Source organism: Winogradskyella sp. 266wxhm, from assembly GCF_058964685.1.
Genome location: NZ_CM179559.1, coordinates 3,040,425 through 3,062,845, shown reverse-complemented (window position 1 = coordinate 3,062,845; position 22,421 = coordinate 3,040,425). Strand labels below are relative to the sequence as shown.

The window sequence follows — 22,421 nt, the reverse complement described above, 5'->3', positions numbered from 1 at the left end:
AGACAATTATCATTTATAAAATTATGAGCTGGACGCAGTGGTTTATTTTTCTAATAGTATTACAAATCATCCATGGTTTAGGCACATGGAAACTCTACATAAAAGCAGGAAGACAAGCATGGGAAGCATTTGTTCCTGTGTATAATGCAGTCGTTCTAATGAAAATTATAACGCGTCCTTGGTGGTGGGTTATTTTAATGTTTTTACCAATTGTAAATCTTATCATGATTCCAGCTGCTTGGGTAGAAACTGCAAGAGCTTTTGGTAAAGATTCTAAAGTTGATGCACTTTTGTGTATTGTAACTCTAGGCTTTTATTTATACTATTTGAATTATGCAACTGATGTTCAATTTATCAAAGACAGAAAGCTAAAACCTAAGACCTCTACTGGCGAATGGATCACCTCTATCCTATTTGCTATAGTTGCTGCTACAATAGTACATACTTACTTTTTTCAACCGTTTGTTATTCCATCTTCGTCTTTGGAAAAATCACTCTTGGTTGGCGACTTTTTAATAGTAAGTAAAATTCATTATGGTGCAAGAACACCTATGACCACTGTCGCTGCACCAATGGTACACGATACTATTCCTAAGTTAGGTATCAAATCTTATTTATTCAATGATGAATACGGAAAACGTAATACATCATGGATGAATAAGCTACAGTTACCATATTTCAGACTACCAGGTTTTGAAGATGTAGAACGCAACGATATTGTAGTGTTCAATCAGCCTGCAGATACGCTTCTGGATATGAATGTTTTTAATCCAGATCGTAATTACTACAAGCCAATAGACAAGAAAACTAATTTAGTAAAACGATGTGTTGGTTTACCTGGTGATTCTCTCGAAATAAAAAATGGTTATGTTTTTATAAATGGAAAACAGAATGTACTTCCAAATAGAGCTAAGCTTCAATTTTCTTATGATATTACATTGAAACAACCTATTAGAAGTCAAGGCGAACAAATTAGATTTTTTGAATTATTAAAGAAATTAGGTATTACTGATGGAGCTGGATTAAATAATGATGGTACCTATAGAATTTTTGCAGCAACAGAAGAGGCTATAAATCAGTTAAAAGTCCAACCAAACGTTGCAAGTACAAAACCTGTTAGAAGAGCCTCTGGAGAAAGAGAAAATATCTTTCCTCAAGACCAAAGTTACAATTGGAATATTGACAACTTTGGATCCATTTGGATTCCTAAAAAAGGTAAAACGGTTAACTTAACTTCTAAAAATCTACCGCTTTATAAACGTGCCATATCAGAATATGAAGGTAATACTGTAGTTACTAGAGGAAATCAGATTTTTATAAACGACCAGCCTGCAACTTCTTACACCTTTAAGCAAGATTACTACTGGATGATGGGAGATAATAGACACAATTCTATTGACAGTAGATTTTGGGGATTTGTACCTTACAATCATATTTTTGGTAAACCTGTATTCATTTGGATGAGCATTGATGGTATAAACGACGGTATAAAAAACTGGAGTTTCAGATGGGACAGAATCTTTACAACTGTAAGCGGAAATGGTGAACGCACCTCTTATTTCATTCCTTTTATAGTTGTTGTTTTAGGACTTACCTTTTTCAACAAATGGAGAAAGAAAAAGAAGGCCAAAGCCTAAATCTCATTTCTAAACTAAAAAGACAAGATGAGTTGTCTTCTACATCCTACATATTTTCCTAATGTTGCTCATTTTGTGGCTATGGTTAATTCTGATGGAGTTATTTTTGAAGTCTGCGATAATTATCAAAAACAAAGCTTTAGAAATAGAGCTGAAATATATTCAGCTAACGGTAAACTGGCATTAACTGTTCCTGTGAGTTACACTCAAAAGAATAGGCAGCTCTACAAAGATGTTGCCATAGCTAACGACGGATTATGGCAACAACAGCATCTTAAATCATTACAATCGGCTTATAGTATGTCGCCTTTTTATGAATACTATATTGATGATTTAATGCCTTTGTTTGAGAATCAATTCGACTTCATATTAGACCTAAATTTGAATTGTATTGAAATATTAAAGGATTGCCTTCAATTAGAAATCAACGTAACCAAAACTAAAGTTTTTGAAAAAGATCCAGATCAAGTAACTGATTTCAGAAACTTAGTCAATAGAAACTATAAAGCAGAGACACTTTCACCATACACTCAAGTCTTCACTGATAAGCATGGGTTTATAACTAACTTGAGCATACTAGATTTGTTATTTAATAAAGGCCCCAATACAGAATTGTATCTACAAAAACAAAAGCCTTAATAATGGTTCAATCTACAATTCATTATGGTATCCATTTTGGATTACCGCTTTTGATAGCGGTATTATTTTTCAGAAGTTTTTGGTTGAAAGCTTATGGCATAATGCTTTTAGGAATGCTAATTGATTTAGATCACCTTCTTGCAAATCCTATTTTTAATTCCAACAGATGTAGTATCAATTTTCATCCGTTACATTCGTATTACGCCATCATTATCTATTGCTTATTACTCATTCCTAAAAAAACTAGATTAATAGGCATTGGGCTAACCATTCACATATTAGCTGACACAACAGATTGCCTATTAATGTGAATTAAAGTTTGAGCGTTGCTTTAATTGGGTAGTGATCAGAGAGTTTTACATCATAGGTTTTAAAACCATTAACTGTAAAATCTTCATCCGCTAAAATAAAATCGATACGTAAGGGAAAGAATTTGAAATCGAAAGTTCTACCAAAACCATTACCAGCTTCTTCGAACGTATCTACATAGTCTTCACCTTTTATTTCTTTATAGATGTAAGAATATGCCGTATTATTAAAGTCACCTGTTATTATGGTCTTGTATTTACATTTAGATTTATGATCTAAAAACAATTCCACCTGTTCTTGTTGAGCTTTAAAAGTTGCTCCAACTTGCTTAAATAAATGACTAGAAGTTTCTCGTTTTAGATTATCTACATCTGTCCTAATACCAGCAGATTGTAAATGTAAAGTATAAACCCTAAGTGTATCTTTCCCTTTAACTACATCTACAAAAATGGCATTATTATATGTGTTTTGAAATTCTAATGAACCTGAATTTATAATAGGAAATTTCGAAAATATAGTCTGACCACCTTTCGCATCTTTTGTATAAGTTGCATTAAAATTATAATAGCCATCAAGATTTTTTATCGGGTTTTTTCCTCTACTATATTCTTGAAGGCAAACAATATCTGGTTTATCTGTTTTAATAAGCTTTACAATATCCTCTTTTACATGTATATTAGGCAACCAACCGAATCTATTGAACAACCTAACATTAAATGTCATCACAGAAAAATCATCCGAGTCTTTAACATTTTTAGAACTAGAAAACTTATACATAGAAGTAATATGACTCCAACCAAGAAGTAGTACAATGAGTGAAAGAAGCAACTGTTTTTTCACCTTAAGCAACCAATACAAGAAAAATAAAAGATTGAGTATTATAAGCAAGGGGACACTAAGACTTAAAACGGATAATGTTGCAAAACTTTTTGGAGGTATGTACGGTAAAATATATGAAATAAGCAATAAAAATGCTGCCAATGAATTGACCACAAAAATTATTTTATTTACAAATTTCAGCTTTTTCATATTAGTTTTTTAAACAAAAATACTGTTACTTTCCTGCTCGAAACAAAAACTCTTTTTCCTCAGCTGTTAAACTTTCGTAGCCACTTTTGCTTATTTTATCAAGAATTAAATCGATCTTCTTTTGCTTATTATACGTATCAAACTCTTGCTTAGTTTTACCAGCCATTTTGGTTTTAGACCTACCTTGCCTTCTATGAACAGTTTTTAGATTAGATTTTGGTTTAAACCAACTAGCGATAGTATCCATCATACGCTCAAAACCTGAGCCAATATCTTTTCCTTTTTTTAATTCTAAAGCATAAAAATATCCAAAAAATGCACCTCCTAAATGTGCTAATTCTCCGCCAGAATTGGCATAGGGTAAAGAAGATATAAATAACAAAGTGTATAAGGATGAAATTACCCAAAGTGGTATCTTGAATATCCCCAATAAGTTAAAATTATAATATGGGCTAGTAGCTGTAGCACCAAAAAGAACTGAAAAAATGGAAGCTGAAGCACCTACAAGTATTGCTTTTTTTTCTATTAGTGCTGGAAATAAATTGTACGAAATTATAAATATTAAACCTGCAAAAAGCCCACCAAATATATAATGCTTTAAAAACTGTTTACTATTGTAAAAAATCAAAAATATCCTTCCGAAAAAGAACAGAGCTATAATATTCGAAAATAGATGTCTAAAGCTAAAATGAGTAAAAAAATATGTAAATAGTGTCCAAGGCCTAGTTATTAAAACTCCAATATCTGCTGGTAATGCAAAAAAATCTTGAAAAAATCTCAAATGATTATCCGCAAAAAGAAAGTACAATGCATTTACAATAGCAATAATTGCAAATACAGCACAGTTTATAATGATATACTTTTCACTAATTGAAAAATTAGTTAGTTTAATTTTTATATTATCTAAACTACTCATTAATTCCAACGGTATTTATTCATATCATTCTTTTTCCAGAAGTACATGATTATAAATCCAATTACAGCTCCACCTACGTGCGCCATATAAGCTGTATTACTTGGACTAAAGAAAGATTGACCTGTAAGTGCTGATATTATATCTAGAAGAATTAATCCAGGTATAAAATACTTAGCCTTAATAGGAATAGGTAGGAATATAAGCATCAACTTTGCATTAGGATTCATCATACCAAAGGCTGCTAATATTCCCATAATACAACCAGATGCACCAACCATGGCGCTTCTATTAACAATGTTTAAGTCAAATAATGCTTTAAATTGATTATCATTAATATTATTAGTAAAGTTATACTCGTTCAGAAAAGGTATCATTTTTTGATGTAATATTTCTCCTCTTATATATTCTCCATCTAATGCATCTATATTCATAATCTTATGCAATAACTCACTATTCATTCCTAGCTCTGATACTACCTGCATTGCAGAAAAGTAATCATAGTAATAGTAACCTAATTGAAAAAGAAGTGCTCCAAAACCTGCTGAAAAATATATAAATAAAAATTTTTTAGTCCCTAATCTTTGCTCCACAGGTGTACCAAACATCCAAAGGGCAAACATGTTGAAAAAAATATGAGCTGGTCCGCCATGCATAAACATGTGAGTTATAACCTGCCAAGGCTTAAATAAATCATTGGTAGGAAAATACATTGTAAATAATGTATCAAATAAATGACCATTACCTAATGTGATTGTTCCAATGAACATCACAACATTAATTATGATAAGATGCTTAACCGCATCTGTTATATTAAATCTCATATATTACATAAATTTCTTTTCAATATCCTCAACTGCCATTGTGATAAATGTTGGTCGGTTAGTTGGTGATACATTAGGTTCCTTACAAGCAAACAAACTGTTTACCATATGCTCCTGTTCAGTTCCGTTAAGCGTTTGTCCATTTTTAATGGCTAAACTTTTTGCCATAGATTTTGCCAATAAATCTGCAGCACTAAAACTAGCGTCTGGCACATCATTTTCCACATCGCTAATAAGTTGTTCTAAAATGATAGACACTTCACTTTCGGGTACACCAATTGGCACACCTGTTATGGTAACTTCTTTGTTATTTAATTCTGAAAACACAAAACCCGTATGCTCTAAATCTTCTTTTAATTCTTCTATAATTTTAGTCTCATTCGGTGTAAAGTGCAACTGAAGCGGAAACAATAACTGCTGACTTGTTGCTTCTTTAATAGTTATGTGCTTTAGAAAATTTTCATATAAAATACGCTGATGCGCTCTATTTTGATCTATAACAAGCATTCCCGATTTAAGCGTGCTTACAATATACTTTTGCTGTAACTGAAAGGTTGTCTTTGTTGTTTCTACAGAATTCTCATCAAAAACAGAAGCTGTTTTAGAATCGCTTTCAAAAGTAACTTGACTAAAATCGTCATCTGACCCGTTACCTTTTGATTCTAAACCAACATACAAACTTTCCCAAGATGCTGTAGGCGCTTGTTTAAAAGCAGTTCTTTGAAAAGATGATTGCTTACGCTCTATAGGCTTGTCATCTGCAAACGGATTAAAACTTCTATCGACTTCTATTTTTGGTGCAGTAGCTACTTTATCTTTATAATTATATGGAGTGTCGAAACTACTTTGTTGTTCAAAATCCAACACAGGTGCAATATTAAATTGGCCTAAACTATGCTTTACAGCCGATCTTAATATGGCATAAAGTGTATGCTCATCATCAAATTTTATTTCTGTTTTTGTTGGATGGATATTAATATCTATAGATTTTGGATCTACCGTAAGATTCAAAAAATAGCTTGGGTGATAACCATCTTTCAATAGACCTTCAAAAGCTGAACTAAGGGCGTGGTTGAGATACGGACTTTTTATAAAGCGCTGATTCACAAAAAAGAATTGCTCTGACTTGGTCTTTTTGGAATACTCAGGTTTACCAACAAATCCTGAAATTTTTAGGACTTCGGTTTCTTCTTCAACAGGCACTAATTTTTCATTGGTTTTAGCACCAAAAATATGAACCACACGTTGTCTGTAATTCTCTTGTGGCACGTTGAATAATTCACTACCGTTATGATAAAAAGCAAATGCAATAGAGGGATGCGCCAATGCTACACGATGAAATTCATCTGTGATATGACGCAATTCTACAGTATCTGATTTTAAGAAATTACGACGAGCAGGTATATTAAAAAAAAGGTTTTTTACGGCGACTGAAGTTCCGGTTGGAGTTACCGTAACCTCTTGAGAAGTCACTTTGCTTCCTTCGATTTCTATAGCTGTACCCAACTCATCATCTGGTCGTTTGGTTTTCAATTCCACATGCGCAATAGCAGCAATACTAGCTAATGCTTCACCACGAAACCCTTTTGTATTCAATTGGAATAAATCCTCAGCAGATTTAATTTTTGAAGTTGCATGACGCTCAAAACACAGTCGCGCATCAGTAACGCTCATGCCTTTGCCGTTATCAATGACTTGAACAAGCGTTTTTCCAGCATCTTTTATAATTAATTTAATTTCAGAAGCTTCAGCATCAATCGCGTTTTCCAAAAGTTCCTTAACAACAGAAGCTGGTCGTTGTACCACCTCACCTGCCGCAATTTGGTTAGCAACATGATCTGGTAAAAGTTGAATAATATCTGTCATTAGCTATTGGGCAAGAAAATAGAAAGGTCGAAACCAATGATAAGCAAGAATAACAACACTAAAATGCCGACAATAATAAGAACACGTCTGTTAACGTTTTCATCTCTATTATGATTATAATCATCTATGGCTGCGTTAAATTTCCCCTTAAGACCTTTTGCTGGATTTACAGTAGTTCTGTAATCATCAAACTTATGTTTTAGCTCATAAGGATTTCCATCTCCTTTATAATAACGAGGCTTATAATTAAACTTCTTATTTTTTTTCAATTTCATTAATCCCATAATATCCTTATTTTATATATCCTTCAAGAATATACATTAAAACAAAAAGCGATACTAACATGATAATTAAAGCTGGTAATGAGGTAAAGATATTACCGCGTCGTTTATTATTTTCTTTAGCTTTATTCCATTTAGTCTCGAAGTCGTCTTTCGACTCTTTTTCATCAGAATCCTGAAAGCGAGGTTTATAAGTAAAACGTTTATTTTTTCTTTGATTGAACAAACACCTATTATTTAAACCTGAAATATCCTCAAAAGTACTTAAAATACAAGGAAAATTCACTTAAGGATTCCTTAAAATTATTAACAAAAAGGATGCCATTATGAAGTTGGAAGGTTGAAAAGTATTATAGTAACAAAGTCTTAAGTGTAGAGTTTAAAGTGTAAAGTTGTTTATTAAAAGGCTAATTATTAAGCCTATGTTTTACACAGAATACCAGGAACTAAACACCAAAAACTGGAAACTACTTCGTCTGCTTTCTTAGCTCTGCCATTTTTATAGCTGCAATAGCTGCCTCGGTGCCTTTATTACCGTGTTTTCCACCAGAACGATCAATAGACTGCTGCATATTATTATCTGTTAGCACACAGAAAATAACAGGAATATCCCCTGTTAAGTTAAGATCTTTAATACCTTGGGTAACACCTTCACAAACAAAATCGAAATGTTTGGTTTCACCTTGAATAACGCAACCTATTACAATAATAGCGTCTAACATTCCAGAATCGGCATAAATGCTTTTAGACATTCTGGCAGCTCCGTAGGTTAATTCAAAAGTTCCAGGAACATTCCAACGGACAATATTTTCTTTTACCGCACCACAATCTATAAGGGCATCAAAAGCACCTTGCCAAAGTCCTTCGGTTATATTGTCATTCCATTCTGAAACAACAATCCCAAACCGAAAGTCTTTCGCGTTTGGGATTGTTGCTTTATCGTAGTTCGATAAATTATGATTTGCCGTAGCCATATTTTATAAGCTTGCTTCTGCTTTTCCTATTAAAACCTCAACTTGACCTGCTTCAGTAGACTCAGAAAACTCAGATTCTATACGTTTTAGATAATCTAATGCTTTTTGATTTTCACCTAAATCAAGCGCTACTCTAGCTGCTTTTAATAAATAAAGCGGAGTTGTAAAGTCGTTAGTATTTGCTTTAAAGGCTTTTTCGTAATACTCTAAACCTTTATCTAATTGATCTAATTGAACAAACGCGTCACCAATACCACCTTTAGCAATTGGTCCTAACATTTTATCATCACTAGAAAATGCATCTAAATATTCAATAGCTTGTTGGTAATCTTTAAGATTTAAATAAGCCATACCTGCATAATAGTTTGCAAGATTTCCAGCTGGTGTACCACTATATTCGCTTGCGATATCCGTCATACCAAACTTACCTTCTCCACCTTCAATGGCCATACGGTAAAGTGAATCTGAAGAAATACCACTTGCTGCATCATCAAAATACTTTTTAGCTGTGTACATTTCGTTCATAGCTTCTTTTTGGTTTGGCTCTGCTACAAATTTTTCGTAACCTAAATAACCTAAAACGATTACAGCAATCGCTCCAATAACACCAATTATGTAGTTTTGATTCTTAACAACCCACTCTTCGGTTTTAGAAGCACCTTCATCTAAAGTATTAAATACCTCTGCTGTTGTTGAAGCTTCCTCTACAACTTCTTCCTTCTCCTTTTGAGTTTTTGGTTTATAGCCTCTTTTCTTATACGTTGCCATATCTTGTCGTTTAATGCGTGCGCAAAAATAAAATTTTTATTGGGATTTAAAAGCCTATTTATTTGTTATTTTTGAATAATTTTTGAGAGAAAAAAACGCTTTGCTACACCTCTAAAAATAGGAAAATCGTTCCTCTTTTATGAATCTAAACACGTTATCTTTAGTTAATTATAAGAATTTTGAAAGTCAGGTTTTTGATTTTGACACCAAAATAAATTGTTTTGTTGGTGCCAACGGAATAGGAAAAACCAATGCTTTAGATGCTATTTATCACCTCGCTTTTGGTAAAAGTTATTTTAATCCTATTGCGGTTCAAAATATAAAGCACGACACTGATTTTTTTGTAGTAGATGGTAATTTCACGAAGAATGAGCGTGAGGAAAAAATAATCGTATCCCTAAAACGCGGACAGAAAAAAGTTATAAAAAGAAACGGTAAACCTTACGAAAAGTTTAGTGAGCATATTGGGTTTATTCCTTTAGTAATTATCTCTCCTGCCGATCGAGACTTAATCATTGAAGGCAGTGACACCAGACGTAAGTTTATAGACAGTGTAATTTCTCAAAGTGATAAGACTTATCTATCGGAATTAATCAATTATAACAAGGTACTTTCGCAACGTAATGCCTTATTGAAATATTTTGCTTTAAACAATACGTTTAATGCAGATACGCTTTCTATTTACAATGAACAATTGCATACTTATGGTACTGAAATTTTCAAAAAAAGAGATGCTTTTCTAAACACATTCATTCCTATCTTTAAGGAACGTTATGAAGCCATTAGTCAAAGTAAGGAAGCTATTGACCTGAAGTATAAAAGTGATTTATTTGATAATGAACTAAGCACATTACTAGCTCAAAATCTCAACAAAGACAAAGCTTTACAATACACTAGTGTCGGTACTCACAAGGATGATTTAGTGTTTACTATTGATGATTTCCCTATTAAAAAGTTTGGAAGTCAAGGACAACAAAAATCATTTCTTATTGCCTTAAAATTGGCTCAGTTCGATTTTATAAAACAACAAAGTGGTGTTTCACCCATTCTATTGCTTGATGATATTTTTGATAAACTCGATGAAAACCGAGTGGCTCAAATTATTAACCTTGTGGACGATGATCATTTTGGACAAATATTTATTAGCGACACACATGCCGAGCGTACCGAAGACGTGATAAAACAAACGCACCAATCCTATAAAATTTTCAAGTTATGAGACATTACTTATGGCTATTATGCTTAGTAATTTTAAGCTGTTCAAAAAATCCTGAAGAATTTGTTCCTCTCCTTGAAGGCTATTGGGAAATTGAATCGGTGACTATGCCTACAGGCGACAAAAAGGAATATAAATTCAGTGATACTGTTGATTATATTCATCTTGATCAAGACAGTCTTAAAGGTTACAGAAAAAAGTTAAAACCAGGTATTAATGATACGTATTTCACTTCTGATGATGCCGAAAAATTAATCCTAAAAATTGAAAACGATAGTTTAAACTTATATTACAGTACACCTTACGATAATTGGAAAGAAACCGTTTTGGATGCCTCTTCTGAAACCCTAAAAGTGATAAACAAAAACAAAATCGTATATTTATATAAACGCTACAATCCAATACAATTGGATGTAGAGGAATAAAAAAAAGCTATGTCTAAACGTAACAACGACAACCAATCGATTGAAGATATTCTTAAAGAATTTGTCCAGACTAATAATTTGGAACAAGGCTTGGATAAAGTCAACGTTCGTGAAGCTTGGGCCAATCTTATGGGCAACGGTGTTAACAACTACACTACAGCTATTGAATTAAAACACGAAACACTATACGTACAATTAAGTAGTAGTGTTTTACGTGAAGAGTTGAGCTATGGCAACGAAAAGATTGTAAAAATGCTTAATGAATCTATTGGCAAAGATGTGGTTAAAAAGCTTGTTTTGAGATAGATTAAATTTCAAAAAAACTACATTTTTAAATGACCCTCTTCAACTTCAACACCTTTACTGATATAAACGATTGGACTATTATTGATGATGTTGTAATGGGAGGAGAATCCAACGGAACATTTTCTCTGAGCAAGAATGGGCATGGTAAATTCTCAGGCAAAGTTTCTCTTGAAAACAATGGTGGTTTTTCTTCTTTACACTACAAGTTCAATACCTTAAATACGTCTTCTTTTTCAAAATTCATCATAAAAATTAAAGGTGATGGCAAGGATTATCAATTAAGAGTAAAGGACAAACAAAGCAATAATCACTCCTATAAGTACAAGTTTTCTACCAACGAAAAATGGCAAACTATTGAAATTCCTTTTTCTAAAATGTCGGCCACTTACCGAGGTAAATCACTGGACCTTCCAAATTTTGAAGGTCAACAAATAGAAGAAGTCTCATTTCTAATTAGTAATAAAAAAGCTGAAAATTTTAAGTTACTTATTGATTCCATCAGCTTAGAATAAGAGCTATTACATTTATCCATAATATTTGTATTTTTAGATACTTATTCATTTCAACATATGAAGTACTTTAAACTTATAGTGTCTTTAGTTTTAACTATAGGCATTTTTTATGCACTGAACACCAAGCTGGGATCAATTCCGCCAATTGGCAAGTTTTTAAACCCTTATTCTGGTGTGTGGCAAAATGAAACTGACGAAACCACCAGTGGAAAAATTCAAATTCCTGATTTAAAAGAGGAAGTTACCGTACATTATGATGAGCAATTGATTCCGCATGTGTTTGCAAAAAATGATTTGGACTTATACCGAGCTCAAGGCTACCTCACTGCTAAACATAGACTTTGGCAGATGGAATTTCAAACTTATGCATCTGCAGGTCGCTTATCTGAAATTATAGGTGAAGCCGCCTTAAACTACGACAGACAAGAACGACGACGAGGTATGGGTTATGGTGCTGAGCAAACCGTTAAAAAGATGTCTCAAGACCAAGAAACAATGGCCATTGTAGAGGCTTATGCTGCTGGTGTTAATAGCTATATCAATCAATTAGACCCGAAAGATTATCCTGTAGAATACAAATTACTAGATTACAAACCCGAAGCTTGGACACCTAAAAAAACAGCATTATTGCTAATGTACATGACAAAAATGCTTGCTGGTGGTGATGAAGATATAGAAAACACAAATGCTTTAAGATTATTCGGAAAAGAACGCTTCGATTTATTATTCCCTGATTTTTTTGATGTTACGGATCCTATCATTCCAAAGGAAACGGACTGGAGCTTTATTGATGCACCTCAAACACCACATCCTGATTCAGAAATTCTTATAGATTCCATTTCCGAAAATATTGACCGACCTGATCCAAACTACGGTAGTAATAACTGGGCTGTTTCGGGTGAAAAATCCTATTCTGGTCATCCAATTTTAGCCAATGACCCTCATTTAGGTTTAAACCTCCCTTCTATTTGGTATGTTATGCAATTGAGCACACCTAATCACAATGCTTTTGGCGCTACAATTCCGGGAGCTTTAGCTGTAATATCAGGTTTTAATCAGCATATAGCTTGGGGAGAAACAAATGCAACAAGAGATGTTATTGATTGGTATAAAATTGAATTTAACGAGGACCGAACAAAATATAAATTTGATGACGAATGGAAAGATGTAACCGTAAGAGTTGAAGACATAAAAATTAAAGGGAAACCTTCTTTTAAGGATTCGGTTTTATACACACATCACGGACCTGTGGTCTTTGACAAAAACTTTAAATCTGAAGAAGAATTAGCCGGTTATGCTATGCAATGGACAGGCTACATTCCTGGAAATGGACAAAAAACCTTTTTGAAACTTAACAAGGCAAAAAATTATGATGATTATGTTGATGCCTTAAGCCATTGGGTTGCACCAGCTCAAAATTTTGTTTTTGCCTCCACAGAAGGAGACATAGCACTTTGGATTCAAGGCTTGTTTCCTAACAAATGGGAAGGTCAGGGTAAATTTGTTATGGATGGAAGCAAATCTGAAAATGACTGGCAAAGTTTTATTCCTCAGCAATTCAATGCTCATACTAAAAATCCTGAGCGCGGTTTTGTTAGTTCTGCCAATCAACATCCTGTTGATGAAGCCTATCCTTATTTTGTTTACAATGACGGTTATGAAACCTATAGAAATCGTGTTATTAATGATTTTTTTAATTCAAAGGAAACTTTCTCTATTCAAGATTTCAAGGATTTACACAACAATAATTACAATCTAAAAGCTGCTGAACTTATGCCATATATGCTAGAGCATATGGATACGTCTAATTTTTCAAAAGAAGAAAAGAAGATCTATGATATGGCAAAAAAATGGCAGTATAATAATGATATGGATGAAGTTGGTCCAAGTATCTGGAGTACTTGGTGGAAAGAGCTTTACACCACACTTTGGGATGAATTTGAAGTTGATAGCACTGCACTAATGTCACCTTACACTTACCAATCTATTTATCTTTTAAAACATAAAGGTGATGATGCGTTTATGGATATTGTTGACACACCTAAAAAAGAAAATGCCGAAGATTTGTTCAGAATTAGTTTTTCTAAAGCTGTAGAGGAACTTACTGCTCGGAAGAAAGAGCACGGGAATTTAAAATGGGTGAATTATAAAGGTACTTTTGTTGGTCATTTGCTACAAGCACTTCCTGCATTTTCTAGATTTGACATTCCTATTGGTGGTGGAAAAAATATCGTAAATGCAACTTCTGAAAATTGGGGCCCATCATGGCGAATGATTGTTGAAATGACATCACCACCAACAGCTTTAGGCATTTATCCTGGTGGACAATCTGGAAACCCAGGCAGTAAATACTATGATAATTTTATTGATGATTGGGCAAAGGGAGAATACCACAGCCTAAACTTTTTACAAAACAATCAGAAAACAGATGCTATTATAGGCACTCAAATACTAGTACCTCATGAATAAGAATATTTTAAACTTTATACTCACTATTGTACTTGCTTATTTATTAGCATTGGTTTTGCCATGGTGGTCTGTAATGGTTGCTTCTTTTGTAACCGCTTTGTTAATTCCACTGAAAAGGTTTAGTGTGTTTTTCACTCCGTTTTTAGCAATTCTGCTGTTTTGGTTTTGCTACAGTTTTATATTAAGTAGTGCAAATGATTTTCTTCTTGCTAAGAAAATTGCTGTGTTATTACCTCTAGGTGGTAACCCTTATTTACTGATGCTAGTTAGCGGAATAGTTGGTGGATTAGCTGCTGGTATATCTGCTATTTTAGGAAAGCAAGTACAAATGATTTTCAACAAAAAATAAAAAAGCTCTACTATAAAAGTAGAGCTCTATTTTATTTGACTGAATTTAACGGGTAATTATTGAACTATCAACTTTTGGGTTGATTTTGTATTTGAACCTTCAAATTCTAATAAGTACAAACCTGAATTTAAGTTAAGGCTTAAATTATTATCTCCAACAACTAATGATTTATTAAGAATCAATTTACCTTCGATACTATATACATTCACTTGGTTATAATCAATATTATTTGAAAGCGTTACTTGACCTGAAGTCGGATTTGGAAATATCTTGATATCATTTACACTAACTTCATCAACAGATAAGAATGCACAGTTTACAGGATCAAAAGTTACCAAGCCTAATGATGAAATATCATTTTGATGCACAATTACAGCTTCAGCGTCTGCCAATGTGTTTGGCGCATTGTCTTCATCCCAACAGTTACCCATTGCCATAATAGAATTGGAAGTGTTGTTATAAAGCGCATATATAACACCACCATTACCATTATCAGAAAACACATTTTCACCAACATTACTAGAACCATCTCCTAAATTAATAGAAGCTTCTCCTTGCAATGTGATTCCCCAAAGATTGCCTCTAATCTGATTACCACTGGCAATAACATCCATTCCTGCAGAAGACGTGTTTAATGAAATTCCACTACCACCTAAATTAGGACTACCTTGAGTGTTATTATCCTCAATAATGTTATTTCTTATATATGCAAAAGAGTTATTACCCATAATAGCAATACCATAACGATTATCATAAATTATATTATCATCTATAATAGCATTAATAGCACCTCCTACAAAATTAGATACTGCTATACCTCCAGCTTGATCTATATTAGGATCACCTTTAATTGTATTTTGAATAATTTGAATAGGGTCGCCTGGTAAAGTTGTTCCCATATTTATTTGCGGACGATTACTATTAGCCTGATTATTGCCTTCTATATAGTTGTTAAAAATATAAGGAGACACCTGATTAGTTGCACCAGAACTTATAGCTGGTGTTTCATTAAAAGTAATAGTGTTATTAGTAATTTGTGGCATTCCCCTTGAAAGTGAAATAACACTACCTGTAGATACACCAGAAACATTGTTAGTCAGTGTAGAGTTATTTATCGTAAACGTTTCCGTAAGTACACGTAGTCCACCACCATATTGTATTGTAGCATTTTGAATATTGATATCCGAAAACTCTTCAAACCTAAAACCATCATAAGGTAAGGTTGGATCTATTGCAGTGAACACTACACTATTCGAATCAACATTAAAAACACCAAAAACAGTGATTCTTATATCTTCTCCTATTTCTAAGGTAATATCTGAATCTATTAGTAATGTATCACCTGCGGAAATGGTAAGGTCGTCAACTAATGTGTAAGTTGTGCCTGACACCGAAATAGTTGATGGGCTGTCCGTCACAAGGTCATCTAAGCTATACACCAAACCTGTGCCTGGAGTTGTGTAGCCCTGAGCAATCAAGACACTACCAAAACAAATACTTACAAATAAACTGAGTAGAATTTTTTTCATATTAAATAATTTTTAAGTTTTTTCTAAAGTTATAGAATCATGCTTAGAAGAACTGTTAAAAAAGCAATTTTTTATAGGAATTTTCTGAATATTCAATATACCATCGAAAAACTATCGACTTCAATAAGTTAATTTGTTTAACACTTACTTGATAATTTAACACATTATATATAAGCTTTAACAAACCATACTAAATCCACGTTAAGCCTCCTTATAAATTCGTATTTAAGTTATGATGTTAGTAACTTTATAATGAATCGAATTAATAACTATAAAACCAATAATATCATGGAAAATTTAAATAAAAAGACAGTTGCTATATTAGCCACAAACGGATTTGAAGAAAGCGAACTTAAAGAACCTATGGAAGCCTTAACAAAAGCAGGTGCTGAAGTCCATATTGTTTCAGAAGAGCTTGGAAACATTAAAGGATGGGCAAATGGAAACTGGAGTAACGAATACAAAGTTGACAAGACTATAGATGAAGTTTCACAAGAAAATTACAATGCTTTAATGTTACCTGGAGGTGTCATTAATCCAGATCAATTACGAAGAAATGAAAAAGCAATACGTTTTGTAAAATCATTTTTTGATGCTAAAAAACCTGTCGGAGCAATTTGTCACGCACCACAAATTTTAGCTGAAGCAGACGTTTTAAGAGGTCGTAAAATTACATCTTTCAGTTCAATTAAAAGAGATATGGTTAATGCTGGCGCTAAATGGGAAGATAGTGAAGTTGTTGTAGACGAAGGTTTAGTAACAAGCAGAAACCCTAATGATTTGCCTATTTTCAATTCTAAATTAATTGAAGAAGTTAACGAAGGTAAGCATGAAATGCAGATGGCGTAAGCCTTTAAACTATAGACAAATTAAAAGTGGATGATATCATCCACTTTTTTTATGTTTCAACGGTATCCAAAAATTTCACCCATAATAAAGCCTCTTCTAAATTACCAAATCTCCTGATTTTTTTGGTGAAGAAAAGATTCTCTATCACGACATTAAAAAAACCCACATTCTTATAGCAAACTATCCCATATCCCTTTAAGCTAAAATTCTTAAAAAACTTTAACCAATCTGTCGGTACTACCGAATAGGAATTAATTCTATGAGAAATATAAACTATATCACTTCCATCAGAACCTGTAAAATTGATAACATCCTTAACTATTTGATTAGCATGTTCCTCCCATGAGAAAACAACTCCTTCATTCATTTCTGATACTATAATTCCTGATAAAATAAAGACATTACCAAAACTATAATTCAACTCCTTAAGGACATCATCGTAGAAGTCCGTATCTTTAATACTTTGCATAGGCTCAAATAAAGCCTATTTAAGACTTAAATAAAAATTATTTCGCTTAAGTGTAATTTTGTTTAGAAAATTTCTTACTCTTCTAGTTTCTTACGATATATATCTACAAAATTAATAGCTTTCATATTAGGGTTTCCTAACTCTAAAGACTTGCTATAATTTTCATAAGCTTTCAGGCTATCACCATTTCGTAAATAGGCATCAGCTAAACTATCGTAGACATTAGAACTATTAGGATATAATTCCTTATTGATTATAAAAACTTCTATGGCCTCCTCATACTTTTTATCTCTTAAAAAATCATAACCTATTTGATTAAAACTACGTTCTCTTATTGCAATACTCGTAGAATCCGCTTGTTTTATTTTTAGAAAACCTTGTAATGCTTTTTCATAATTGCCATCTTGCAAATATTGACTTGGAGTTTTATAATTGTCTGAAACTTTGAGATAGTCATAAGTTATAGCTTTTCCTTCTTCTTCAGGCACAATGGATATGTAGTGTTCTTTAGTATCAGGATGTTTTGTGAAACGTAATTTTTTATACATATCTGCTACAAAAAATTCATCTCTACTCAATACTACAGGCTTAATCTTTTCTGCACCACGCCATTTTAAATAAAGATCATTGTCCTCATAATAAACTTCTAGAAGATCATCTTGGGTGTATAAATATTTACCTGAAGTTTCCTTTTTGAAAGCTTCACTATATTCAACATTTTTAGAACAACTGAAAACAGCAAATAGTAATAGCGTAAAGAGTAATGTATTGGTTTTCATTTTAGAAAAATGTGGATTGTTTATAATATAGGCATAAAAAAAGTCCCACTATAAAGTGAGACGATTTTTATTCAATTTTGTTACCGTATTCTGTGTTGAATTCGGCTTATTTTATGTTCATTAGCTCTACATCAAAAACTAAAGTTGCATTTGGTGGAATTACACCTCCTGCACCAGCAGCTCCATAACCTAGGTTACTTGGAATTACCAAACGTGCTTTGTCGCCTACGTTTAATAAGCAAATACCTTCATCCCAACCTGGAATTACTTGTCCTACTCCAACCTGAAAATCTATTGGAGAGTTTCTTTTGTATGATGAATCGAATACTGTACCATCAGCTAACTGACCTTTGTAGTGTACAGAAACCATATTTCCTTTTTCAGCTTTTTTACCATTACCTTTTTGAATGATTTGGTAACGCAAACCTGAAGCTGTTTCCTCAAAACCTGCTGCTAATTTATCTAACTCAGCTTTTGCAGCTTCTTTTTCTGCCGCTAAACGCTTTTCGCGAGCACCTTCAAAGGTTCTAAATGCTTCAACTGCATTAAAGTTCTTTGCCGCCTCACCTTCTCTAATAATCTCTAAACTCTCTATTTTATCTCCTTGCGCAACAGCATCAACGATATCTTGGCCTTCAACAACACTACCAAAAACCGTATGTTTTCCGTCTAACCAAGGTGTTTCTACGTGCGTAATAAAGAATTGGCTACCGTTAGTACCAGGACCAGCATTTGCCATAGATAATTTACCAGGAGCATCGTGCTTTAAATCTGGGTGAATCTCATCATCGAATTTGTAACCAGGATTTCCTGTACCTGTACCTTGAGGACAACCACCTTGAATCATAAAGTCTGGTATAACTCTATGGAAGTTTAATCCATCGTAGTACGGTGTACCTTGAGGCTTCGCTGAATTTTCTAAATTTCCTTCTGCTAAAGCCACGAAGTTACCTACTGTACCAGGTGTTTTTTCGAACTCTAAATTTACTATTATCTCACCTTTAGAGGTGTTGAATTTTGCGTATAAACCGTCTTGCATTTTATTTTCTTTTGTTTCAGGCTGCAAAGATACGAAGTTCTGTTTTAAGTAGGAAGCTTGAAGTATGAAGTCTAAGTTTGGGGTTTGGAAATAACATTTCATAGAAGACATAAACATCACTTTACATAAATGCAAACTTTTTTGGCTAGTTTTGCCAGAAACCAAAATAGATATGGCATTCTCATTAACAAAACTACTCGCAGCATTTGGAAATATAAGAGCTATGGAGAAACTCCATGTTGATGACCATACCGAAGCGATAATAAACGATATTGAAAATGAACCGTTTGCTGTATCAGAAAGTAATATACTCTATGCTGGATTTAATGAGCTTGGCGGTTATTATTTTTTACAAACCGTTGTAGTTGGTTCTTTTAAGGTAAAGACTTTTAATGGTGCTAAACTGCGTCTAAAAGGTGATGGTATAGATCTAAATTTGAATTCTGACATGTCTGAGCTAGAATCTGATTATTCTAATGTATCTAAACGCTATATTACCAAGATTGATTTTGAAATAGAAAAGTCTGATATAGAAACACTGAAAGACAAAAAGCTTACTGAAATTCGACTAACTTCCAAAAAGCAGGATATTAATTTTTCTAAATATATTGCTGATTCAGTAAGCTAAATTTCTTTTTAGCATTGAAAATTACATCATTGCAAAAAATAAGGTAATATTATTATATGCTAAATTCATTAACGCTAAGTTCCACACTTAAATAGAGAACTTTAGGCATCAACATTTTTTTATCCGACTTGAATCAACTTCATATAATGAATAAATATTGCATCATTCCATTCTTGATAAAAATTTCATTTTTCAATTGGAAGCTTACAAAGTCAGTGCTCTGTTCTATTTAATATTTCTTTAATTGTTAATTCGTAAATAGGTTACAAAATCTTACATAGTAAAAAAGTCCCTAATATCCATTCCTTTAATTTGGATATTAGGGACTTTTAGTATGTCTATTTTTTATTAGTTTGCGACCTCACTCATAAATTTAATGCGGTATAGACGCAGTTCTTCATCGTCGTAGTCTCCATCAAATTCATCTATAGCATCAGAAATTTTATCGCTTTCAGATTCCATGAAGTAGTCGTGGATTTCTTCTTGTTGGTCTTCATCTAAAATTTCGTCTATCCAATAATCTATGTTCAATTTTGTACCAGAAAATACAATGGATTCCATTTCCTTGATGAATTCTGGCATTTCCATGCCTTTAGACGAAGCTATATCGCTGAGTGGTAATTTTCTATCTACATTCTGAATGATGTATAGCTTAATAGCTGAGTTACTTCCTGTAGACTTTACCACCATATCGTCGGGTCTAACAATGTCGTTTTCTTCAACATAGTCTGCAATTAAAGCCACAAAATCTTTTCCATATTTTTTGGCCTTACTCTCTCCTACTCCATGTACATTTGTAAGCTCATCTATATTAATTGGATATTTTAAAGCCATATCCTCTAAAGAGGGATCTTGAAAAATAACAAATGGTGGTACACCTAGCTTTTTAGCATTTCGCTTTCTTAAATCCTTAAGCATTGTCATTAACTTATCGTCTGCTACAGCATTACCTCCTTTAGCGTTGGTTACAATACCATCATTTGCTTCCTCATCATAAACATGATCTTCAGCCATCATAAATGATTTTGGATCCTTTAGGAAAGCACTACCAGATTCACTTAGTCTTAAAACTCCATAAGTCTCAATATCTTTTTTTAGATAACCAGCGACTAACACTTGACGAATTAAGGCCATCCAATATCTAGCATCATTATCTTTGCCTATTCCAAAAAATGGCTGTGTATCGGTTTTGTGAGATGCAATTAAAGCATTGGATTTACCAACTATTACTTGTACTAAATCTTTAGCTTTATATTTTTCGTTTGTTTTTTCTACTGTATCGAGAAGTATCTTAACCTGATCTTTAGCTTCCACTTGCTTTTTAGGGTTACGAACGTTATCGTCCATATCTCCTCCTTCACCTGTTTCAGTATCAAACTCTTCACCAAAATAATGAAGAATGAATTTTCTTCTAGAAACTGAAGTTTCAGCAAAAGCCACTACTTCCTGCAATAGTGCATGACCAATTTCTTGTTCTGCTACTGGTTTACCAGACATAAATTTCTCTAGCTTTTCTATATCCTTATAAGCATAATAGGCTAAACAATGACCTTCTCCACCATCTCTACCTGCTCTTCCGGTTTCTTGATAATAACTTTCTATACTCTTTGGAATATCATGATGAATTACAAAACGCACATCTGGCTTATCGATACCCATTCCGAATGCAATCGTAGCGACCACCACATCAGTGTCTTCCATCAAGAACATATCTTGATGTTTTACTCTAGTTTTAGCATCTAAACCTGCGTGATATGGCACAGCTTTAATACCATTGACTTGAAGGACTTGTGCTAATTCTTCAACACGTTTTCGACTTAAACAGTATACAATACCAGACTTGCCTTCATTTTGTTTTATAAAACGAATGATATCGGCATCGACATTCTTGGTTTTTGGTCGTACTTCGTAAAATAAGTTTGGTCTGTTGAAGGAGGCTTTAAAAGTCACCGCATCCGTCATTCCCAAACTTTTTAGAATATCTTCCTGAACTTTCGGAGTCGCTGTTGCAGTTAGTCCAACAATCGGAATATCTTCACCAATTCGTTTTATAATCTGTCTTAAATTTCGGTATTCTGGCCTAAAATCGTGTCCCCATTCACTAATACAATGGGCTTCATCAACTGCCATAAAAGAAATCTTAACCGATTTTAAGAAATCTACATATTCCTCCTTCGTTAAAGATTCTGGCGCTACATAAAGTAATTTTGTAATTCCGTTTACAATATCGTCCTTAACACGTTTTACTTCAGTTTTATTCAAAGATGAATTTAATACGTGTGCTACACCTTCATGTTCAGACACAGCTCTTATAGCATCCACTTGATTTTTCATTAAAGCAATAAGTGGAGAAACCACTATAGCAGTACCTCCTTTTATTAAAGCTGGTAGCTGGTAACACAATGATTTTCCGCCTCCTGTAGGCATAATAACAAAAGTGTTATTTCCTGCCACAACGTTTCTTATAACTTCCTCTTGAAGACCTTTGAATTCTGAAAAACCAAAGTATTTTTTTAGCGCGGAGTGTAAGTCAATTTCTGCAATACTCATTAATCCCTATTAGTATTTTATATACATTTGCAACAAGTTTAAAGATAACAATTTCTTTAAA

General features: G+C 33.2%; 24 protein-coding genes. 11 read left to right on the top strand and 13 right to left on the bottom strand.

What is annotated here, in order from left to right; translation table 11 throughout:
• Positions 1 to 23: 23 nt before the first annotated feature.
• Genes lepB through AC2H4K_RS13800 form a run of 3 tightly spaced genes read left to right on the top strand, consistent with a single transcriptional unit; the run spans position 24 to position 2,587 of the window.
• The gene (gene lepB / locus AC2H4K_RS13810; RefSeq protein WP_281139961.1) at positions 24 to 1,637 is read left to right on the top strand and encodes a signal peptidase I; all 1,614 of its coding nucleotides are present in this window, start codon (positions 24 to 26) and stop codon (positions 1,635 to 1,637) included.
• Between the two features lie 27 nt (positions 1,638 to 1,664).
• A complete protein-coding gene (locus AC2H4K_RS13805; protein WP_281139962.1) occupies positions 1,665 to 2,276 on the top strand; it encodes a WbqC family protein in 612 nt (203 codons plus the stop codon).
• A gap of 2 nt (positions 2,277 to 2,278) precedes the next feature.
• Positions 2,279 to 2,587, top strand: coding sequence for a DUF6122 family protein (locus AC2H4K_RS13800; RefSeq protein WP_281139963.1), 309 nt, complete (start codon positions 2,279 to 2,281; stop codon positions 2,585 to 2,587).
• 1 nt (position 2,588) lies between these two features.
• Here the strand turns inward: AC2H4K_RS13800 and AC2H4K_RS13795 are convergent, their stop codons facing one another.
• The 8 genes from AC2H4K_RS13795 to AC2H4K_RS13760 all read right to left on the bottom strand — a co-directional run bounded on the left by AC2H4K_RS13795 (position 2,589) and on the right by AC2H4K_RS13760 (position 9,240).
• Positions 2,589 to 3,614, bottom strand: coding sequence for an endonuclease/exonuclease/phosphatase family protein (locus tag AC2H4K_RS13795; RefSeq protein WP_281139964.1), 1,026 nt, complete (start codon positions 3,612 to 3,614; stop codon positions 2,589 to 2,591).
• Positions 3,615 to 3,639: 25 nt separating this feature from the next.
• Positions 3,640 to 4,530 (bottom strand): rhomboid family intramembrane serine protease, encoded by an 891-nt coding sequence (locus AC2H4K_RS13790; protein ID WP_281139965.1) that lies wholly within the window; start codon positions 4,528 to 4,530, stop codon positions 3,640 to 3,642.
• Complete coding sequence (locus AC2H4K_RS13785; RefSeq protein WP_281139966.1) at positions 4,530 to 5,351, bottom strand: rhomboid family intramembrane serine protease; 822 nt, start codon at positions 5,349 to 5,351, stop codon at positions 4,530 to 4,532. The genes AC2H4K_RS13790 and AC2H4K_RS13785 overlap by 1 nt, the downstream gene beginning before the upstream one ends.
• Before the next feature lie 3 nt (positions 5,352 to 5,354).
• The gene (gene mutL, locus AC2H4K_RS13780; RefSeq protein WP_281139967.1) at positions 5,355 to 7,217 is read right to left on the bottom strand and encodes a DNA mismatch repair endonuclease MutL; all 1,863 of its coding nucleotides are present in this window, start codon (positions 7,215 to 7,217) and stop codon (positions 5,355 to 5,357) included.
• Positions 7,217 to 7,501, bottom strand: coding sequence for a riboflavin synthase subunit beta (locus tag AC2H4K_RS13775; RefSeq protein WP_281139968.1), 285 nt, complete (start codon positions 7,499 to 7,501; stop codon positions 7,217 to 7,219). Before AC2H4K_RS13775 ends, mutL begins: the two co-directional genes overlap by 1 nt.
• Positions 7,502 to 7,508: 7 nt before the next feature.
• A complete protein-coding gene (locus AC2H4K_RS13770; protein WP_281139969.1) occupies positions 7,509 to 7,724 on the bottom strand; it encodes a hypothetical protein in 216 nt (71 codons plus the stop codon).
• Between the two features lie 241 nt (positions 7,725 to 7,965).
• Complete coding sequence (ribH, locus tag AC2H4K_RS13765; protein ID WP_281139970.1) at positions 7,966 to 8,472, bottom strand: 6,7-dimethyl-8-ribityllumazine synthase; 507 nt, start codon at positions 8,470 to 8,472, stop codon at positions 7,966 to 7,968.
• A 3-nt stretch (positions 8,473 to 8,475) separates the two neighbouring features.
• Positions 8,476 to 9,240 (bottom strand): tetratricopeptide repeat protein, encoded by a 765-nt coding sequence (locus AC2H4K_RS13760; RefSeq protein ID WP_281139971.1) that lies wholly within the window; start codon positions 9,238 to 9,240, stop codon positions 8,476 to 8,478.
• 139 nt (positions 9,241 to 9,379) lie between these two features.
• Between AC2H4K_RS13760 and recF the strand changes: the two genes are divergently transcribed.
• From recF to AC2H4K_RS13730, 6 genes are read left to right on the top strand one after another with little or no spacing between them, the layout of a single operon-like run.
• The gene (gene recF, locus AC2H4K_RS13755) at positions 9,380 to 10,459 is read left to right on the top strand and encodes a DNA replication/repair protein RecF (protein WP_281139972.1); all 1,080 of its coding nucleotides are present in this window, start codon (positions 9,380 to 9,382) and stop codon (positions 10,457 to 10,459) included.
• Positions 10,456 to 10,881 (top strand): lipocalin family protein, encoded by a 426-nt coding sequence (locus AC2H4K_RS13750; protein ID WP_281139973.1) that lies wholly within the window; start codon positions 10,456 to 10,458, stop codon positions 10,879 to 10,881. The genes recF and AC2H4K_RS13750 overlap by 4 nt, the downstream gene beginning before the upstream one ends.
• A gap of 9 nt (positions 10,882 to 10,890) precedes the next feature.
• Complete coding sequence (locus tag AC2H4K_RS13745; protein ID WP_281139974.1) at positions 10,891 to 11,187, top strand: DciA family protein; 297 nt, start codon at positions 10,891 to 10,893, stop codon at positions 11,185 to 11,187.
• A 29-nt stretch (positions 11,188 to 11,216) separates the two neighbouring features.
• Positions 11,217 to 11,699 (top strand): CIA30 family protein, encoded by a 483-nt coding sequence (locus AC2H4K_RS13740; RefSeq protein ID WP_281139975.1) that lies wholly within the window; start codon positions 11,217 to 11,219, stop codon positions 11,697 to 11,699.
• A 57-nt stretch (positions 11,700 to 11,756) separates the two neighbouring features.
• Positions 11,757 to 14,168 (top strand): penicillin acylase family protein, encoded by a 2,412-nt coding sequence (locus AC2H4K_RS13735; RefSeq protein ID WP_281139976.1) that lies wholly within the window; start codon positions 11,757 to 11,759, stop codon positions 14,166 to 14,168.
• A complete protein-coding gene (locus tag AC2H4K_RS13730; RefSeq protein ID WP_493742497.1) occupies positions 14,161 to 14,517 on the top strand; it encodes a hypothetical protein in 357 nt (118 codons plus the stop codon). Before AC2H4K_RS13735 ends, AC2H4K_RS13730 begins: the two co-directional genes overlap by 8 nt.
• Before the next feature lie 56 nt (positions 14,518 to 14,573).
• Here AC2H4K_RS13730 and AC2H4K_RS13725 read toward each other — a convergent pair whose 3' ends face one another.
• Positions 14,574 to 16,046 (bottom strand): T9SS type A sorting domain-containing protein, encoded by a 1,473-nt coding sequence (locus tag AC2H4K_RS13725; RefSeq protein ID WP_493742496.1) that lies wholly within the window; start codon positions 16,044 to 16,046, stop codon positions 14,574 to 14,576.
• 288 nt (positions 16,047 to 16,334) lie between these two features.
• Here AC2H4K_RS13725 and AC2H4K_RS13720 point away from each other — a divergent pair, with 288 nt between their 5' ends.
• On the top strand, positions 16,335 to 16,895 hold the full coding sequence (locus AC2H4K_RS13720; RefSeq protein WP_281139979.1) for a type 1 glutamine amidotransferase domain-containing protein: 561 nt from the start codon (positions 16,335 to 16,337) through the stop codon (positions 16,893 to 16,895).
• Between the two features lie 49 nt (positions 16,896 to 16,944).
• Here the strand turns inward: AC2H4K_RS13720 and AC2H4K_RS13715 are convergent, their stop codons facing one another.
• From AC2H4K_RS13715 to AC2H4K_RS13705, 3 genes are all read right to left on the bottom strand, one after another.
• Positions 16,945 to 17,364, bottom strand: a complete 420-nt coding sequence (locus AC2H4K_RS13715) for a hypothetical protein (RefSeq protein ID WP_281139980.1) — start codon at positions 17,362 to 17,364, stop codon at positions 16,945 to 16,947.
• A gap of 74 nt (positions 17,365 to 17,438) precedes the next feature.
• Positions 17,439 to 18,143 (bottom strand): tetratricopeptide repeat protein, encoded by a 705-nt coding sequence (locus tag AC2H4K_RS13710; RefSeq protein ID WP_281139981.1) that lies wholly within the window; start codon positions 18,141 to 18,143, stop codon positions 17,439 to 17,441.
• A 106-nt stretch (positions 18,144 to 18,249) separates the two neighbouring features.
• Entirely contained in the window at positions 18,250 to 19,182 is a 933-nt protein-coding gene (locus AC2H4K_RS13705) for a peptidylprolyl isomerase (protein ID WP_281139982.1), read from the bottom strand.
• Between the two features lie 172 nt (positions 19,183 to 19,354).
• Here AC2H4K_RS13705 and AC2H4K_RS13700 point away from each other — a divergent pair, with 172 nt between their 5' ends.
• Positions 19,355 to 19,810: a hypothetical protein gene (locus tag AC2H4K_RS13700; RefSeq protein ID WP_281139983.1), complete on the top strand. Its 456-nt coding sequence runs from the start codon at positions 19,355 to 19,357 to the stop codon at positions 19,808 to 19,810.
• 348 nt (positions 19,811 to 20,158) lie between these two features.
• Here AC2H4K_RS13700 and recQ read toward each other — a convergent pair whose 3' ends face one another.
• Positions 20,159 to 22,360 (bottom strand): DNA helicase RecQ, encoded by a 2,202-nt coding sequence (recQ, locus tag AC2H4K_RS13695; RefSeq protein WP_281139984.1) that lies wholly within the window; start codon positions 22,358 to 22,360, stop codon positions 20,159 to 20,161.
• Positions 22,361 to 22,421 lie beyond the last annotated feature (61 nt).

What these genes read in the sequence shown, in the direction of transcription:
- lepB (WP_281139961.1), top strand. Translation starts at nt 24, where the DNA reads ATGAGCTGGACGCAGTGGTTTATTTTTCTAATAGTATTACAAATCATC.
- AC2H4K_RS13805 (WP_281139962.1), top strand. Translation starts at nt 1,665, where the DNA reads ATGAGTTGTCTTCTACATCCTACATATTTTCCTAATGTTGCTCATTTT.
- AC2H4K_RS13800 (WP_281139963.1), top strand. Translation starts at nt 2,279, where the DNA reads ATGGTTCAATCTACAATTCATTATGGTATCCATTTTGGATTACCGCTT.
- AC2H4K_RS13795 (WP_281139964.1), bottom strand. Translation starts at nt 3,614, where the DNA reads ATGAAAAAGCTGAAATTTGTAAATAAAATAATTTTTGTGGTCAATTCA.
- AC2H4K_RS13790 (WP_281139965.1), bottom strand. Translation starts at nt 4,530, where the DNA reads ATGAGTAGTTTAGATAATATAAAAATTAAACTAACTAATTTTTCAATT.
- AC2H4K_RS13785 (WP_281139966.1), bottom strand. Translation starts at nt 5,351, where the DNA reads ATGAGATTTAATATAACAGATGCGGTTAAGCATCTTATCATAATTAAT.
- mutL (WP_281139967.1), bottom strand. Translation starts at nt 7,217, where the DNA reads ATGACAGATATTATTCAACTTTTACCAGATCATGTTGCTAACCAAATT.
- AC2H4K_RS13775 (WP_281139968.1), bottom strand. Translation starts at nt 7,501, where the DNA reads ATGGGATTAATGAAATTGAAAAAAAATAAGAAGTTTAATTATAAGCCT.
- ribH (WP_281139970.1), bottom strand. Translation starts at nt 8,472, where the DNA reads ATGGCTACGGCAAATCATAATTTATCGAACTACGATAAAGCAACAATC.
- AC2H4K_RS13760 (WP_281139971.1), bottom strand. Translation starts at nt 9,240, where the DNA reads ATGGCAACGTATAAGAAAAGAGGCTATAAACCAAAAACTCAAAAGGAG.
- recF (WP_281139972.1), top strand. Translation starts at nt 9,380, where the DNA reads ATGAATCTAAACACGTTATCTTTAGTTAATTATAAGAATTTTGAAAGT.
- AC2H4K_RS13750 (WP_281139973.1), top strand. Translation starts at nt 10,456, where the DNA reads ATGAGACATTACTTATGGCTATTATGCTTAGTAATTTTAAGCTGTTCA.
- AC2H4K_RS13745 (WP_281139974.1), top strand. Translation starts at nt 10,891, where the DNA reads ATGTCTAAACGTAACAACGACAACCAATCGATTGAAGATATTCTTAAA.
- AC2H4K_RS13740 (WP_281139975.1), top strand. Translation starts at nt 11,217, where the DNA reads ATGACCCTCTTCAACTTCAACACCTTTACTGATATAAACGATTGGACT.
- AC2H4K_RS13735 (WP_281139976.1), top strand. Translation starts at nt 11,757, where the DNA reads ATGAAGTACTTTAAACTTATAGTGTCTTTAGTTTTAACTATAGGCATT.
- AC2H4K_RS13730 (WP_493742497.1), top strand. Translation starts at nt 14,161, where the DNA reads ATGAATAAGAATATTTTAAACTTTATACTCACTATTGTACTTGCTTAT.
- AC2H4K_RS13725 (WP_493742496.1), bottom strand. Translation starts at nt 16,046, where the DNA reads ATGAAAAAAATTCTACTCAGTTTATTTGTAAGTATTTGTTTTGGTAGT.
- AC2H4K_RS13720 (WP_281139979.1), top strand. Translation starts at nt 16,335, where the DNA reads ATGGAAAATTTAAATAAAAAGACAGTTGCTATATTAGCCACAAACGGA.
- AC2H4K_RS13715 (WP_281139980.1), bottom strand. Translation starts at nt 17,364, where the DNA reads ATGCAAAGTATTAAAGATACGGACTTCTACGATGATGTCCTTAAGGAG.
- AC2H4K_RS13710 (WP_281139981.1), bottom strand. Translation starts at nt 18,143, where the DNA reads ATGAAAACCAATACATTACTCTTTACGCTATTACTATTTGCTGTTTTC.
- AC2H4K_RS13705 (WP_281139982.1), bottom strand. Translation starts at nt 19,182, where the DNA reads ATGCAAGACGGTTTATACGCAAAATTCAACACCTCTAAAGGTGAGATA.
- AC2H4K_RS13700 (WP_281139983.1), top strand. Translation starts at nt 19,355, where the DNA reads ATGGCATTCTCATTAACAAAACTACTCGCAGCATTTGGAAATATAAGA.
- recQ (WP_281139984.1), bottom strand. Translation starts at nt 22,360, where the DNA reads ATGAGTATTGCAGAAATTGACTTACACTCCGCGCTAAAAAAATACTTT.